We start from the raw sequence: 15,299 nt of genomic DNA on the forward strand, positions 1-15,299 counted from the left end.
ATCTTAGCATATTACTCCATATATTTTCATGGATGCTATTTGCTTTCGTGCTTCTTTTTCACCAGCCTTTATCATGGAATATCACATTACCTCCTCAATTCTGGGTTAAGCAGGGCTGTATCCTGGTGATGTTGATCGCTGTATTTTATGTGAACAGCAAAATCCTTGTCCCTCAGCTCCTGCTAAAAAACAAAACACTCACCTTTGTATTGGTTATTCTGGCCATAGCCATTTTAGCCGGCCCCTTCGTAAAGATCATAGATAACGCATTGAATTTACCTGAGTTGATGTCAAAGGCGTTTCGTGAATTAGGAATACCCCGGCCGCCAAAAAGATCAGATAGAATTGATGTTTTCCAGATCATGATGACCTTATTTATGGTAGGTATCAGTACCAGCGTTACCCTGATTCAGAAATGGCAGGCCGATAAACAAAGCAGAGAGGCCCTCGAGAAAGAAAAGATCGGTTCAGAACTGTCCTTTCTAAAAGCACAGATCAATCCTCATTTCTTTTTTAACACCTTAAACAACATTTATGCGTTAACGCACGTGGATGTCGATAAATCCAGAAAAGCGCTACACAAGTTGTCGCGCATGATGCGCTACCTGCTTTACGAAACGCAGTCGGGCATMACCCCACTCAGCAAAGAAGTTTCTTTTATTGTCGATTACATTGAACTCATGAAACTGCGTTTAAACGATACGACTACTGTGGTTTTTGAGGAGCCGACACTTAAGTCCGACCCTCAGATTGCTCCCATGCTGTTCCTTCCCTATATCGAAAATGCCTTTAAATATGGAGTCAGTACAACTGAGCCCTCTACCATATCCATATCCCTCGAATTGCAGGATAAAGAACTAACAATGGTCGTAAAAAACTCCATTTTTAAAAACAATTCGATAACAGCTGATGAATATGGTGGAATTGGCTTAAGCAACACCAAAAGAAGGCTCGAATTGTTATATCCCGGTAAGCATACCTTTAGTGCACATGTCACAGAAGATACCAAAGCATTTATTGTTAACTTAAACCTAACCCTCGATGATACTGAATTGCATAGCAGTTGACGATGAGCCACTGGCGCTTGGTTTGATCTGTAGTTTTATTGAGCAAACGCCTTTCCTAAAATTGGTGGGTAGCTTTTCGAGTGGCATAAAAGCTTTAGAAGCTTTGCACGATCAGCACATAGACCTTATTTTCCTGGACATACAAATGCCCGATCTAACCGGGATCCAACTGGCCAGAACACTGGAAAATAAACCTGGAAACGCAAAACCAAGGGTAATCTTTACCACTGCCTTTAACAATTATGCGATAGAAGGATATAAAGTGGATGCGCTCGATTATCTTTTAAAACCTTATGATTATGAGGAGTTCTTAAAAGCAGCTCACAAGGCCAAAACCTATACCGAGATGTTAACTGCCAAACAACCGACCGCCGATAATGAAGAATACATTTTTTTAAAAGTCGAGTATCAGCTGGTTAGGGTGGCCATAAAAGATATCGTTTACATCGAGGGGTTAAAAGATTATGCAAAGATCCATCTGGCGGGCGAGACCAAACCCCTGTTATCCCTGATTACGCTGAAATCGCTTGAGGATAAACTCCCCACCCGCCTTTTTATGAGGGTACACCGCTCATTTATCATCTCGCTCGATAAAATTGACGCAGTCACCAAAAACACTGTACAGATCGGGGGCATCAATATCACCATCGGAGAACAGTATAAAGAGGCGATGAAGCAATTCCTCAGCAACTGGCTGTGAACTGCCATCCAGGAGCACCACCAATGGGCTGGGCTTCGGAGCGCTTAGGCGCTCCCGGTGGCAACGCTTTATCCTGTTCTTGCATTGCGCAGAATTCAGTCCTGCGAGCCTAACGATATGTTTTTACCCGCTCTTGGTGGTTTCTACGTGGAAAGACGATCCTGCTATAGTGATTTTAATTGGCTGATCGCATATAAAGGAAGATTGCTCAGCCATTCCTCCCGCCTGAAATCAGACATAGAGGTTCGTATGGCAAGTTCTGGACCGTACTTATCTACGTAATTCCGCAAGCTTTTGGCCCTTAGATTTTCTTCCGCTTTTACTTCTATTGGGATAATGTGATGGCCATATTGTACAAGAAAATCGATTTCCGCGGTGGCATTTTCTGCAGACCAATAGTAAACGTTTATTTCTTTTGTTGTTTTCAATTGCTGGAGTACATATTGCTCTGTCAAGGCTCCCTTAAACTCTTCAAATATTGCATTCTCCTCCAGGAGGGTTTTTACATCAATGTCACCCATTGCTGCTAGCAGGCCAACATCGAGCAAAAATAATTTGAAAGCGCTCTGATCTTCATAAGCTTTCAATGGGATCGCAGGTTTACTTGCGCGGGATACTTTATGGATAAGCCCGCAGTCAATCAGCCATGACATAGCCAGTTCATATTCTTTGGCACGGGAGCCATGTTTGATTAATCCGTAGATAAACTTTTTGTTCTCTTTTGCCAATTGAGAAGGAACTGAATTCCATAGCATTCTGATTCTTGGCACAATTTCATGAGGTGCGTGTTTGGAAAAATCCTGCTCATAAGCCTCCAAAATACGTTTTTGTATTGCTCTTACTTCTGTGAAATTTTCCTCTTGTGTAAAAGCAACAACAGCTTCAGGCATGCCGCCCACATAATAATACTGCCTCAGCAGGTCGATATATCTATTTTTATACACCTTAATCAGGCTCCAGTCCTGGCTATTTAACACTTCCACCAGCGCTTGCTGGCCTTTGGCATTAAGAAACTCTATATAGTTCAGCGGATAAAGGTGTAAAAACTCAACTTTTCCAACAGGAAAGGAGGTTTGTCTATTCAAGGCAGCCCCAAGTAATGAACCAGCTGAAATGATATGATATTCCTGCGCATTTTCATAAAAGTATTTCAGTGAGGTCAGCGCTCCAGGCGCCTCCTGTATTTCATCGAATACAATCAGTGTGTTTTCTGGCTGTATCAATATCCCAGTTTCTATTTGTAATGCGGTGATGATTCTGTTGATGTTAAAATCTTCCTCAAAAGACTCCTTTAAGCAGTTTGTTACTTTCGAAATTAACATAAGCAGTTTGTGCATATTCCTGTTTACCAAATGCCTTCATCAACCATGTTTTACCGACCTGCCTTGCTCCACGGATAATCATCGGTTTGCGGTTCTTTTTAGTTTTCCAGGTTAGTAAATCTTCAAATTCATTCCGATACATATTTCCTCCCATTTTTTAAAGCAAGTATACACATATACGTACATGTTATTGATGATCATTACATTTTTTCGAATGAACTTATGATAAACTCAACATTTTACCTAACGAACAAAGGTAATTCACAGCGATTTCTTGAGACAATGTATGCTCAGGAATTTCGCCATTTTTTCAGCAAATGCAAAAACTTAGGTCTGAGGATTCTGTCCAAAAGCTACATAAGACTCGAAGACCAGGAACAGAAACAACATATGGAATAATAAAATGTAGTTTTATAAACCGATCTTATTCTTTGTCTTGATCTCTTTACTAAGCCTGTTAACCTCTTCTATCAGCAAAGGAATCGCCGGATAAACCATATTATGTCCATACCCCTGCAATTCATGCAGAACGGTAGTCTTATTCYCTGCTAATTTCATCATCCTTGCCAGATAGGCATYTTCCTCATACCGGCCCAGCATCTCCATTTCTCTGTCGCCGGTAAGCAATAACATCGGCGGCGCTGTTGGACGAACGTGATACAGCGGGGCATATTCATCAATTATAGGCTGAACATCTTTTATCTTGCGCTCCTGTCTTACGGTAAAGTGGGTAATGGCCTGTCCACTAAAAGGAATCAATCCTGCTATAGCGTCGGCATCTATGTTGTACGCGGCAAGGTATTTTTTATCTAAGGTCAGCATCATCCCAAGGTAAGCTCCAGCCGAATGGCCCGAAACAAAAATCAGTTTATTATTTCCTCCATATTTCGCAATGTTATTAAAGGTCCATGCTACAGATGCTGTTGCATCTTCAATAATATCTTTTACAAGTGCTTTAGGTGAAAGTCTGTACCCTACTGCAATTACAATAAAGCCCTTTTCAAGCAATTCTCTTGGCATTTCTTTGTTGCCTCCGGTCAGGCCACCGCCATGAAACCAGACGATTGTTGAGCTATTGGTTTTATTTTTAGGGTAGTACACATCCAGCTTACACCTTTCCTCAAGATAGGCATCTCCTTTGGTTGATGCCGGGTAATAGCTGATGTCCTTCTTTGTTTCATACGTCGGCTCCTGAGCAAAACCATGGGTGTACCACAACACACCGAACAGCAATAAAATTATTTTTCTCATAATAAGTGTGAGTTAATAATTTTTAATGGTAATCCATAAAAACTTTTGTATCAAATTTGATCGATTTGCTAAAACGCTTTATTTTGTCTTAATTTAGGTTTGCATATAAATGAAGAGGGCACCCTATTCAGATACTGACCAAATGAAACACTTCAAACTTTTTCTCCTCCTTATTCTTACCGTTGCCCTTTCGGGCTATAAAAACCCTGACAAAAAACTCCCTGCCGATTATGTTAACCCCTTTATTGGTGCAAGTACCAGCGCCGATGCTGCCGGCACCTATCATGGTTTAGGTAAAACCTTCCCGGGAGCCACCACTCCATACGGAATGGTTCAGGTAAGCCCCAATACCATTACCGGAGGCGATAACGGTTCGGGCTACAGTAACGAGCATACCTCCATTGAGGGCTTTGCATTTACTCAAATGAGTGGCATAGGCTGGTACGGGGATCTGGGAAATTTCCTGGTGATGCCCACCATCGGAAAACTGCAAACCAACGCAGGCAAACCAGACGACACCAAATCCGGCTACCGTTCCAGTTATGACAAGCAGTCTGAGCAAGCCTCTGCAGGCTATTACTCAGTGATGCTTACAGAAAACCACATCAAAGCAGAAGCAACCGCAGCCAAACGGAGTGGAATGCTACGCTTTACTTTTCCCGCGAGCAAACAATCCCGCATACAAATTGACCTGGCCCGAAGGGTTGGGGGAACCTCTACCCTTCAATACATCAAAGTCGTCAATAAAAATACCATCCAGGGATGGATGAAATGCACTCCTGATGGCGGCGGATGGGGGAATGGTGACGGAAAGGCCGATTATACCGTTTATTTTTACGCAGAGTTCAGTAAGCCTTTAATACAGTATGGCATATGGTCGGCCGATATTCCCGGCGACTGGAAAAGAAAGCTGGAAGACGTTACCAGCGATAAATACCAACAAAAGGTAGCAGAGGCTGCTGTCTTAAACAACATAAATGAAAAAGAAGGAAAGCACCTAGGCTTTTTCACTGAGTTTGAGACCAGCGAAAACGAACAGGTCACCATGAAAAGCGGTATCTCCTTCGTAAGTATGGATGGTGCAAAGATGAACCTCAACACCGATATCCAGGGCTGGGATTTTGACAAAGTAAAAGCCAATGCCAGGAACCTATGGAACCAATCGCTCTCAAAAATAAAAGTCGAAGGCGGCACAGAAGAAGAAAAGACAGTGTTCTACACCGCCCTGTATCACACGCAGATCGATCCACGCACATTTCAGGATGCAGATGGGCAATATTACGGCGGCGATCATAAGGCACATAAAGCAGACGGCTTTACCAAAAGAACCATCTTCAGCGGATGGGATGTATTCAGAAGCCAAATGCCCTTACAAACTGTAATTAACCCCACTGTGGTAACCGATATGGTCAATTCATTGGTTACCCTGGCCGATGAGAAACAGGAAAACTACCTGGAGCGCTGGGAATTTCTCAATGCTTACAGTGGCTGTATGATTGGTAACCCTGCTGTATCGGTAATTGCCGATGCTTACGCCAAAGGCTTAAGAAATTTCAATGTTGCAAAAGCATATGAGCTTTCGGTAAACAGTGTAGAGAAATATGGCAACGGGGAACTGGGATACGCCTTTGAACCTTTCGGCATCTCAAACACCCTCGAATATGCCTATTTTGAATGGTGTGTTTCTAAAATGGCCGAAGCTCTAAAAAAGCCCGGCGATCAGCAAAAGTATTTTAAGCGGTCGCAATCTTACAAAAACATATTTGATCCCGAAAAAGAATGGTTCAGGCCTAAAGATAAAGATGGTAAATGGCAACCCTGGCCCCAGGAAGGCCGGTTAAAACAATGGTATGGATCTGTAGAAGCCAACCCATATCAGCAAGGCTGGTTTGTACCTCAGGATATAGAAGGAATGACCGCTTTAATGGGCGGTAAAGAAAAAGTATTGGCAGACCTGACCAATTTCTTTGAGAAAGTCCCTCAAAACATGATGTGGAACGATTATTACAACCATGCCAATGAACCGGTGCATCATGTGCCCTTTCTGTTTAACAGAGTTGGCGCTCCATGGCTTACTCAAAAATGGACCAGGGCAATCTGTAGCCGTGCCTATCACAACGCTGTGGAAGGATTAGTTGGAAATGAAGACGTAGGACAGATKTCGGCCTGGTACGTATTGGCTGCCAGCGGCTTCCACCCTATTACACCGGGAAGCACCAGATATGAGCTGACCAGCCCGGTTTTCAGCAAAACCCAGATCAGACTCGATCCAAACTTTTATAAAGGCGGGACCTTCACTATTGAGGCTAAGAACAACAGTGCACAGAACATCTACATCCAAAGCGCCAAGCTTAACGGCAAGCCCTATAACAAGGCCTATTTAGATCATCAGGATATCACCCGCGGAGGTAAACTGGAACTGATCATGGGCGCACAACCAAACAAACAATTCGGAACAAAATAACATGAAGAAGTTTTTCCCATACGCCTTAATCGGCTTCCTTTTCCTGCTCCCTACAGAAAAAACCAAGGCTCAGGCTGCTGCCGAAAAATTGCCCGAATGGGCTTTAGGTCCTTTTTTAAGACCTGCTGGTGTAAATCCAATCATTTCACCCAACACCAGCACAACCTTTCTTGATCCGCTTTCAGGTAAATATGTCGACTGGGAATCTAACGACACTTTTAATCCTGCAGCCACTGTAAAAGGAAAAGAAATTGTGGTACTTTACAGAGCCGAAGACAAATCAGGTGTCGGAATTGGCCACAGAACATCCAGACTTGGATACGCATATAGCACAGACGGATTAACCTTTAAAAGAAAGGCTGAACCTGTGTTTTATCCCGGCAACGATAGCCAAAAAGAACTTGAAAATCCGGGTGGATGTGAAGATCCAAGAATCGCCGTAACCAGCGATGGCACTTATGTCATGTTTTACACGCAGTGGAACAAAAAAGTTGCCCGCCTGGGTGTTGCCACTTCTAAAGACCTCATTAAATGGACCAAACACGGGCCCGCATTTGCAAAGGCCTACAATGGTAAGTTTTATAACATGTTCACCAAATCTGCCTCCATCGTTACCCAACTGGTCAATGGAAAACAGGTCATCGCAAAAGTGAATGGAAAATACCTGATGTACTGGGGCGAAAAGTTTCTGAACGCCGCAACCTCCGATGATCTTGTAAACTGGGCACCTGCACTGGATGCAGAAGGAAAGATCAAGGAACTGATCAAACCAAGAAAAAACCATTTCGACAGCGACCTCACAGAAGCCGGTCCTCCGGCCTTGCTAACCGACAAAGGCATACTCGTATTGTACAATGGAAAAAACGCATCTGGTGATAACGCAGATAAAAATTATACGGCCAATACCTATGCAGCCGGACAAGTTCTTTTCGATGCTAAAGATCCTGAAAAGGTAATCGGCCGGCTAGATAAGCCTTTCTTTGTCCCCACAGAATCTTTTGAAAAAAGCGGACAATACCCAGCAGGAACTGTATTTGTAGAAGGGCTTATTTTCCACCAGCAAAAATGGTTTTTATACTATGGATGTGCTGATTCGAGAGTCGCAGTTGCCGTATATCAACCCGCAAAGAGGTAACTTACAGACAGGCAGTAACTGGTACGCCTGGAACTTCCTGGGCTCGTGCTTCTTTTGCAAAAGCCTGATTTAAGCTATCTGTATAAAGGAGCGTTCAGATAAAGCTATTTATCCGCAGCCAAATTAATATGATTTTCATGAGTTTTGGCTGCAGATACTTTTTTATCCGCAGCCAAAACCATATATTTTAGATACATTTTGGCTGCGGATAAAATTGTTTTCATCGTTACATCTCGCCGGTTGAAGATTAATAGTGGCTTGCGCGCTATCCTATTGATCGCCGCTATTTACGAAATCCGTAAAGCTGTTTTAAACGCAGGCATTCTGCTGATGAGGTAATGCCGTCAGAAGAAGTAGCGGCAAAAAGGCTGGATGCCGCTGCACAAACGCCTAACTCCAAACAGGAGCCCATTGCTTGGTTGTGATGAACACCCATTAAAACCCCCGCAGCAAAAGCATCTCCGGCACCTACAGCACCTTCAATCTTACCCTCAGGCAGGTCAATACTTGCCTGGAACAAAGCATCGCCCTGGTGATCCACAGCAATAACACCCGAGGGGAAATGCAGGATAACCCATTTGTTCACTCCCATCCGAATCAATTCGGCAGCGGCCTTGTAACAATTATTAAGCAAGATTTCCCCCTTGTCATCAACCGTCTGTATACCCGATATCATGCCGGCTTCAAATTCATTAACAAAGAGGTAGTCAATGTATTTTAGGGAAGAAGGGATCAACTCTTTAAACCGGTCCGATTTCTCACTAACGATATCAGCCGAAGTGATCAATCCATTTTCCTTTGCACTTTTTAAAACCTTTGCAGCCCGGGTTTCCCCGTCCGTTTCAACTAAGTCCAGCTTATCCAATAACAGCAGATAACCCAAATGAAAGACCTTTGCCGTAGATGAGCTAAAGTCAAAATGCGCCATATCAAGCATGGCATTGGCACCACGCTGATGAAAGAAGGTTCTTTTCCCGGTACCTTTTACGGTCATCACATCTGTATACGAGGTAGCGGTATTTGGCGCTTTTTGAATTCTGGAAGCATCAATTCCAAGGTCTTTGCACTCTTTAATAATATAGTCTCCCCTGTCGTCATCCCCGACCAAACCAAGGCCATATAAAGGAAAACCGGCCTTTAGTTTAGCCATTCCTTTCAAAATATTATAAGCAGATCCGCCATTACTACTGTACTCTGTAAGAATATTAACCAGCTTTTCTTCTTCAGGAAAAGCATCTATCACCTTCACCTGATCTATGATCCAGTTACCGCCAACTAATATTCCATTTTTCATGAGGTTAGTATTCGCTTACCAATTTAATAATTAAGGCTTCATCCTCCTCAATGTCGGTAAATCTGCCGATATTTTCATCCGAAAAGAAATTATCATTTACATCATCATTGGCTGTCGACACCTCTCCGATAATACATTCATCAGATTCGGGATAGAACGCATGCCAAATACCAGGTTCAATGGTAATCCGCTGACCGGGCGGTATTGGTATGATGTCTCCGGAGGTAATGCTGCGGTAACTGCCATTCATTTTCACACTAAAAGTATCTGTATTTTCTTCTATAGCCGGGTCTGCGCTCCATAACTGAACAACCAGAAGCCCTGATCTGCAAATGATATCCTCTTTCTTTTTTTTATGTGTATGACATGGGGTTAGCTGCCCTCTTACCGCATACATTATTTTTTCACAGTACTCTTTCTCTTCGGCTAGGTTTACCAATACCAGTCCGGTAGTTAAAAAAGAATCCAAACCAAAATCAGTAATGTCCCATTTGGGGTTCGGTGGCAAGAACCAGCCATTTCGCGTAAAGCATTCACCCGCATCAATTATTGCTTTATTTATTGCTGATCTTTTCATGCTTATTCGGTTTTAAAGTACGTTATTTTTTCTAGTGTCTGGTTGTTAAACGATCTCAATGCCGCATCAAATATATAGTGACTATTTAATGCTTCCTCTGGGGTAACACAACCAAACCGACCATTTAATAGCCCTGCCCTTTCCGCAATATATGCGGCCAGCATTTGCATAAAGCAATCCGGAAATCCGGGCTCAAAAATAGCACCGGTAATCGTTGTAAATGGCATTCCCTTAAATCCAAGATCAGTCCGCTGCCACCACTGTTCATTACTACGTTTAAAGGTCCATAATGTTTTAATGTCCTTGGTGCTGTATTTTACGCCACCTTCGGTCCCCATTATTTCGATATACCAGGTATTGGTCTCTCCGGGTGCCATGCGCTTCATCTCCAGCGTCATCGGAACAAGGTTGTCGGCTATTTTTACTTCAGTGTTTAGGGTCGCATTGTTCCAGGTATCACATTCAGCCATTCCTCCTTTTCCATCCGGCCGTTGGGTAATGATCTTTTGAAGCTGTGCATATATCCGTTCAGGCTTCCATCCCAGTCTCAATGGAATATGCAGTACATGCATCCCCAAATCACCCATAACGCCTATTTCACCACAAAATGACACTTGCCTCTTCCAGTTAATGGGTTTGTCCGGATCCAGGTCACTTGAGTGCAGAAAGCCGGCTTTAATTTCTATGACTTGTCCTAATCTACCCGACTCCACTTCTTTAACAACCCGCTGAGGCCCCGGCAAAAAGGGCATCTCCGAACTACAGCGCACAAAACGTCCCAGCCTGTCGGCCTGGTTTTTTATCGCTAAAGCAGCTTCCAGATCTACCCCAAATGGTTTTTCGGCCAGTAAATCTTTTCCTGCCGTCAGCACCTCCAGGTAATACTGTTTATGCAAATGATGAGGCAGGGCAACATACACCACATCAATTTCCTCATCGGCCAATAATTCTTTATAGTCGGTGGTCAGCAACTTAACCGAAGGGACATTCCTATACCATGACAATACCTCCTGGTTAACATCACAAACTGCAGTTAGCTCAACCTGCACCGGCAAATCATTTATCGCAAACCAGCGTGCAAAAGAACTTGCCGCCTCCTTGCCCATCAATCCCCCTCCAATAATTCCTATATTAACTTTCTTCATCACATTTATTCCTTTATACCTATTAAAGCAGCCGCCTCCACAGCGCTTGCATCATGATGCACTATGGCCATCAATGCCCTGGTCATGCCTGGGGGATCATGGTGTTGTATTACATTTCGCCCATATACTATCCCTCTGGCGCCCTGCTTCATCAATCCATACGTTCTTTCCAGAATTTCCCGGTCACTTGCTTTACCCCCTCCTCTTACCAGTACGGGTATATTTCCGGCGATCTCTATTATGCGATGGTAATCGTTAACATTATCGGTCGGATCAGCTTTAATAATATCCGCGCCCAGTTCAACACCCTGCCTCACTAAAGAAATAATTTTCTGCGGGTCACCATCTACCATATATCCGCCGGCCTGGGTATTGGGTCTGAATACTAATGGTTCAACCATTAAAGGCATCGCATATCGTTCGCATAAAGGTTTAATTTGAAGGATATTCTGAATGCACTGATCTGTCACTTCAGGTTCTCCGGGTATACTGAACAGGTTTACCACCACACATGCAGCATCCAGCCGAAGGGCTTGTTCCACAGGGTCAGCGATCATTCTGCTAAACAATGCCCGCGGCAGTTCTTTTCCGTAAACATTGGCTACGTCTGTTCTTAAAACCAAAGCTGGTTTCTMCTTGCCGGGGATAGCTTGTAAATATTGTGCCTGCCCTAGGGTAAGCTGTATGGCATCAGGTCCTGCATCAACTAGTATAGAAACAGCTTTCTGGATATTTTCAATGCCACTGAGAAAGGAGTGTTCATTAAAAAACCCATGGTCAATCGCTACATCAAAACAATTTCCTGAATTGCGGTTAAACAATCTGTTTAGTTTGTATGTCTTCATAATTTCATACTTTTATATTTGGTCTGCCCCTCTGTATTAACGATGGGCTAACCAAACATATAAAAAACAACTTGTATATACAAGATGAAGCCAGATAAATTAAGCCCCCTATATAAAAAAGTAACCGATGATTTGAGAGCGCAGATCGAAAAAGGCATGTACCAAAAAGGCGAACTGCTGCCTTCGGAGAACGACCTTTGCAAAACCTATAACACCACAAGGGTTACTGTTAGGCAGGCATTATCAGGACTAACCAATTTAGGCTACATTACCCGCCGGCATGGCAAGGGCAGCATCGTTACCGAACCTAAAGCGGGCTTAGGCATTCTGTCCTTAAGCGGGGTTACCGCCGGTGTAGGCAGCCAAAACCTCAGCACTTCCATTTTGCAAAAGCAGATGAAGCAAGACTGGCCATTGGATTTCTTCTTTCCATTAAATGAAGGAGAACTGAAACATGACTGTATCTACTTTACAAGGCTCCGCCGCATTAATGATATTCCRGTACTCTACGAAGAAACATACCTCAGCAACATCAATCTGCCCGGGTTTATTTCCAGAGAATTAGAAAACCTCTCGCTCTTTAAAATCTTAAGGGAAAGCTACAACATAGAAGTAAAAGAGGGAGAGCAGAAGATCTGGGCCATACTTGGCGATAAAAATATCAGCGAGCTGCTCAACATTAAAAAAAGCCATCCCATCCTGCACATGAAAAGAAAGCTTAAGACCAACATCCAGGACCTCAATATCTATTCTTCTCTGTATTGTAATACCGAAGAACACTTCCTGCAAGATTATTTTTAGTTTCTGCAGCCAGCAGAATTGAGCAGGCTAATTGATTCCTGCTGCTGGTATTTCAGTTAAATGATCAACAATCACACTGTCTGTAAATGCTTTTGCCCCTATCTCATTTAAATGGCCAACATCGTAAAACAGCTTATTTGCATTTGCATTAAACAGTTCCGAATAATTATAACACTTTAAATCATATTTGCTTAAAATGCTGTCAGCAGTTTTCAATGCATTATGTTTATGGATCTTCATTCCTGGCGACACCAAAACATGTAATTTTATATTTTTCGATCTGGTTGCTTTAACAAAATTTTCAAACGCGGTTAACTGATCTTTCGATTCCTTATAATTCGCATTGTCAATGTGTTGCACTGTAGCGCTCTGGGGCATATTCCCCGAAAGCGGCTCGTATCCGCTAAAGTGTTTCTGGCCTATTTCCAAATGATGCTGCACGATTGACATGGGCAAAGAGTTAACCCGGTAAAGGGTTGAAATATGTGCCAGCGAGAATTGCATTTTACTCTGCGTATAAATCATTTCACTGATTTCTTTATTCTTGTTAATATATGGCATCAAAACAGCCGTTAGCTTTTGTTCCTCCTGGTGCTGATACTCAAAATCGTTCAGGTTCAAATCCAGTATCACCACTTTTGGGGTATGATAACTTAAAACAGATTTCAACAAGGTTTCATAATAAAGCATCTTCATGCCATCCCTACCAAGATTATAGCAAGACAGTCCGGTTTTTTCAGTGATCAGTTCGGGGATATAGTGATGGCTGGCCCTGGAATTCCCAAAAATAAGGATGTCTTCATTGGCATCCAGAATCCCATGCGTGGTAACTGCCGAATCGCCTTGTTTTTCATTAAAGAAAAAGTGTTCAATTAATGCACCAAGGGCCCTGTCTGTCACAAATAACAAAACCAGTATGATCAGCCCGTTCCTCAATAGTTTATAAAATGGTTCCATGATTAGAATTGAAAATAGATAAACTGCCCCCCGTTAAACACGCCAAACAGGATGATAAACAACACAATAACCGTATATCCTGCATACCTCACCACTCTGTTTGAGCTATAAAATACTTTAATGATGTCCGAGTGGTATTCGGTAATGTATTCCACAACCAGCAGAAACAAAATCCAGATAAGCGCATATACAAAACCTTCAGGAGTGCCTATAAATAAGCCTTCCCCTTTTAATGTAAATATGCTCTTACAGATGTTAAAGGCTTCCGTTACATTATTGGCCCTGAAAAATATCCAGGCAAAGCAGACCAGCGCGAAGGTGAGCAAAACATGAAAAGCATTAGTTAAAGGACGATAACCCAGAATATTCCTTTCATTGAATTTTTTAAATGAAACACTAAAAATCTGATAGATCCCATGTAATGCCCCCCAGACAATAAAAGTCCAGTTTGCACCATGCCACAGGCCACTTACCATAAATACAATAAAAAGATTAAGGTACCACCGGGGTATCGCCACCTTACTGCCACCCAAAGGGAAATAAAGGTAATCCCTGAACCAGGTGGATAGGGAAATGTGCCATCTCGACCAGAAGTCTTTTATGCTTCCCGCCAGATAAGGCCTCCTGAAGTTGATCATCAGGTTATAGCCCATAACCCTTGCACAGCCTATCGCGATGTCAGAATAACCTGAGAAATCGCAGTAAATCTGAAATGCAAAAAAAACGGTCGCCACAATAAGCGTCAGCCCGCTATGCTGATCCGCATTATTGTATACCGCATMTACATAAATGGATAACCTGTCGGCAATCACCACCTTTTTAAATAAGCCCCATGTAATGAGCTTTAAGCCCTCTACCACATTCGCATAATTAAAATACTGCTTCACATGAAACTGATGAAGGATATTTTGCGGCCGCTCTATCGGTCCGGCCACCAGCTGAGGATAAAACATTACGTATAAAGAGTAGATCCCAAAGTGTTTCTCTGCCTTTTGATTTCCCCGGTAAACTTCAATGGTATAGCTCATCGCCTGGAACGTATGAAAAGAAAGCCCAATGGGCAATAGAATTTCTAAATAAGGTACATGGTTCTGATAACCGATGTTTCCCAGCAAAAACGAGAGGTTATCATTAAGAAAATTGTAATATTTGAAAACGGCCAGCACACCAATGTTTGCCACCAGACTTAAAATAAGGAATTTCTTTTTCTTTTTCCCCTTGGAGTTCTCTATGAGTATCCCGGCAAAATAATCTATAATGATCGTGAAGCCCAGGATCAGGATATACACCGGCACAAAAGTCATGTAAAAATAGCAGCTCGAGGCCAACAGTAATTTCCATCTATGCTGATGTGGCAACAGAAAAAAGGCTGGAGTAACCAGTATAAAAAAGAAAAAGAAGTGGAGAGAGTTAAAGAGCATAATCGTATTTTTTTTTAAAAATTCGAAATTGAACCCTTTCTTTATTCTTCTGTTATGGGATATAGCGCTTAATGAGATTTGGTCGGTTTGGATTCAGTTGAGAATGTAGTATTTAATTTTTGTATAATCAAAAAAAACAGGTAACAACCGACTACACAATTTGAAACAAGCCGTCCTTTAGATTTGACCAGTGGTCTAGAACCTAAAAAACAATTGTTATTAAGTGTTACGCTTAATTCCTCAGCTATACAGAATTTTGTAGGAATAATGCCTAACCACGGCAGCGGCGAATTATCAAGTCGTCAAGGTTTTTATGCCTA

Annotated in this window: 14 protein-coding genes; 5 read left to right on the top strand and 9 right to left on the bottom strand. The window is 42.5% G+C overall.

The features are described 5' to 3' along the window. Nucleotides 1-1,067: sensor histidine kinase (locus AC1DG9_RS13535; protein WP_477634742.1), on the top strand; the 1,067-nt coding region annotated here is incomplete at its 5' end. After that, complete coding sequence (locus AC1DG9_RS13540; RefSeq protein WP_288882757.1) at nt 1,042-1,767, top strand: LytR/AlgR family response regulator transcription factor; 726 nt, start codon at nt 1,042-1,044, stop codon at nt 1,765-1,767. The genes AC1DG9_RS13535 and AC1DG9_RS13540, both read left to right, overlap by 26 nt. A 164-nt stretch (nt 1,768-1,931) precedes the next feature. Here AC1DG9_RS13540 and AC1DG9_RS13545 read toward each other — a convergent pair whose 3' ends face one another. The 3 genes from AC1DG9_RS13545 to AC1DG9_RS13555 form a co-directional block, all read right to left on the bottom strand. Beyond that, nucleotides 1,932-3,089: an ATP-binding protein gene (locus tag AC1DG9_RS13545; RefSeq protein WP_337717851.1), complete on the bottom strand. Its 1,158-nt coding sequence runs from the start codon at nt 3,087-3,089 to the stop codon at nt 1,932-1,934. Beyond that, nucleotides 3,046-3,243, bottom strand: a complete 198-nt coding sequence (locus AC1DG9_RS13550; protein WP_288882759.1) for an AAA family ATPase — start codon at nt 3,241-3,243, stop codon at nt 3,046-3,048. The genes AC1DG9_RS13545 and AC1DG9_RS13550 overlap by 44 nt, the downstream gene beginning before the upstream one ends. Before the next feature lie 257 nt (nt 3,244-3,500). Beyond that, nucleotides 3,501-4,340, bottom strand: coding sequence for an alpha/beta hydrolase (locus tag AC1DG9_RS13555; RefSeq protein WP_477634743.1), 840 nt, complete (start codon nt 4,338-4,340; stop codon nt 3,501-3,503). 142 nt (nt 4,341-4,482) lie between these two features. Between AC1DG9_RS13555 and AC1DG9_RS13560 the strand changes: the two genes are divergently transcribed. Next, entirely contained in the window at nt 4,483-6,804 is a 2,322-nt protein-coding gene (locus tag AC1DG9_RS13560) for a GH92 family glycosyl hydrolase (RefSeq protein ID WP_477634744.1), read from the top strand. A gap of 1 nt (nt 6,805) precedes the next feature. Continuing rightward, a complete protein-coding gene (locus AC1DG9_RS13565) occupies nt 6,806-7,939 on the top strand; it encodes a glycoside hydrolase family 130 protein (RefSeq protein ID WP_288882764.1) in 1,134 nt (377 codons plus the stop codon). 283 nt (nt 7,940-8,222) lie between these two features. On the opposite strand, the gene AC1DG9_RS13570 is transcribed toward AC1DG9_RS13565, so the two are convergent. Genes AC1DG9_RS13570 through AC1DG9_RS13585 form a run of 4 tightly spaced genes read right to left on the bottom strand, consistent with a single transcriptional unit; the run spans nt 8,223 to nt 11,800 of the window. Beyond that, nucleotides 8,223-9,233 (bottom strand): carbohydrate kinase family protein, encoded by a 1,011-nt coding sequence (locus AC1DG9_RS13570; protein ID WP_288882765.1) that lies wholly within the window; start codon nt 9,231-9,233, stop codon nt 8,223-8,225. 4 nt (nt 9,234-9,237) lie between these two features. After that, nucleotides 9,238-9,810, bottom strand: a complete 573-nt coding sequence (locus AC1DG9_RS13575; protein ID WP_172661976.1) for a D-lyxose/D-mannose family sugar isomerase — start codon at nt 9,808-9,810, stop codon at nt 9,238-9,240. A gap of 2 nt (nt 9,811-9,812) precedes the next feature. Beyond that, entirely contained in the window at nt 9,813-10,955 is a 1,143-nt protein-coding gene (locus tag AC1DG9_RS13580; RefSeq protein WP_337717847.1) for a Gfo/Idh/MocA family protein, read from the bottom strand. Nucleotides 10,956-10,960: 5 nt separating this feature from the next. After that, on the bottom strand, nt 10,961-11,800 hold the full coding sequence (locus tag AC1DG9_RS13585) for a class I fructose-bisphosphate aldolase (RefSeq protein ID WP_477634745.1): 840 nt from the start codon (nt 11,798-11,800) through the stop codon (nt 10,961-10,963). Nucleotides 11,801-11,884: 84 nt separating this feature from the next. Between AC1DG9_RS13585 and AC1DG9_RS13590 the strand changes: the two genes are divergently transcribed. After that, the gene (locus tag AC1DG9_RS13590; RefSeq protein WP_337717843.1) at nt 11,885-12,601 is read left to right on the top strand and encodes a GntR family transcriptional regulator; all 717 of its coding nucleotides are present in this window, start codon (nt 11,885-11,887) and stop codon (nt 12,599-12,601) included. Nucleotides 12,602-12,628: 27 nt separating this feature from the next. Here AC1DG9_RS13590 and AC1DG9_RS13595 read toward each other — a convergent pair whose 3' ends face one another. Continuing rightward, nucleotides 12,629-13,558 (bottom strand): hypothetical protein, encoded by a 930-nt coding sequence (locus tag AC1DG9_RS13595; protein ID WP_337717841.1) that lies wholly within the window; start codon nt 13,556-13,558, stop codon nt 12,629-12,631. Nucleotides 13,559-13,560: 2 nt separating this feature from the next. Then, nucleotides 13,561-14,979 carry an MBOAT family O-acyltransferase gene (locus AC1DG9_RS13600; RefSeq protein ID WP_477634746.1) on the bottom strand — a complete coding sequence of 473 codons (1,419 nt, stop codon included), beginning with the start codon at nt 14,977-14,979 and terminating at the stop codon, nt 13,561-13,563. Nucleotides 14,980-15,299: the final 320 nt, after the last annotated feature.

The organism is Pedobacter sp. 05L430 (assembly GCF_056397585.1).

Coding starts and splice junctions, on each gene's coding strand:
- AC1DG9_RS13540 (WP_288882757.1), top strand. CDS start 1,042: ATGATACTGAATTGCATAGCAGTTGACGATGAGCCACTGGCGCTTGGT.
- AC1DG9_RS13545 (WP_337717851.1), bottom strand. CDS start 3,089: ATGTTAATTTCGAAAGTAACAAACTGCTTAAAGGAGTCTTTTGAGGAA.
- AC1DG9_RS13550 (WP_288882759.1), bottom strand. CDS start 3,243: ATGGGAGGAAATATGTATCGGAATGAATTTGAAGATTTACTAACCTGG.
- AC1DG9_RS13565 (WP_288882764.1), top strand. CDS start 6,806: ATGAAGAAGTTTTTCCCATACGCCTTAATCGGCTTCCTTTTCCTGCTC.
- AC1DG9_RS13570 (WP_288882765.1), bottom strand. CDS start 9,233: ATGAAAAATGGAATATTAGTTGGCGGTAACTGGATCATAGATCAGGTG.
- AC1DG9_RS13575 (WP_172661976.1), bottom strand. CDS start 9,810: ATGAAAAGATCAGCAATAAATAAAGCAATAATTGATGCGGGTGAATGC.
- AC1DG9_RS13580 (WP_337717847.1), bottom strand. CDS start 10,955: ATGAAGAAAGTTAATATAGGAATTATTGGAGGGGGATTGATGGGCAAG.
- AC1DG9_RS13595 (WP_337717841.1), bottom strand. CDS start 13,558: ATGGAACCATTTTATAAACTATTGAGGAACGGGCTGATCATACTGGTT.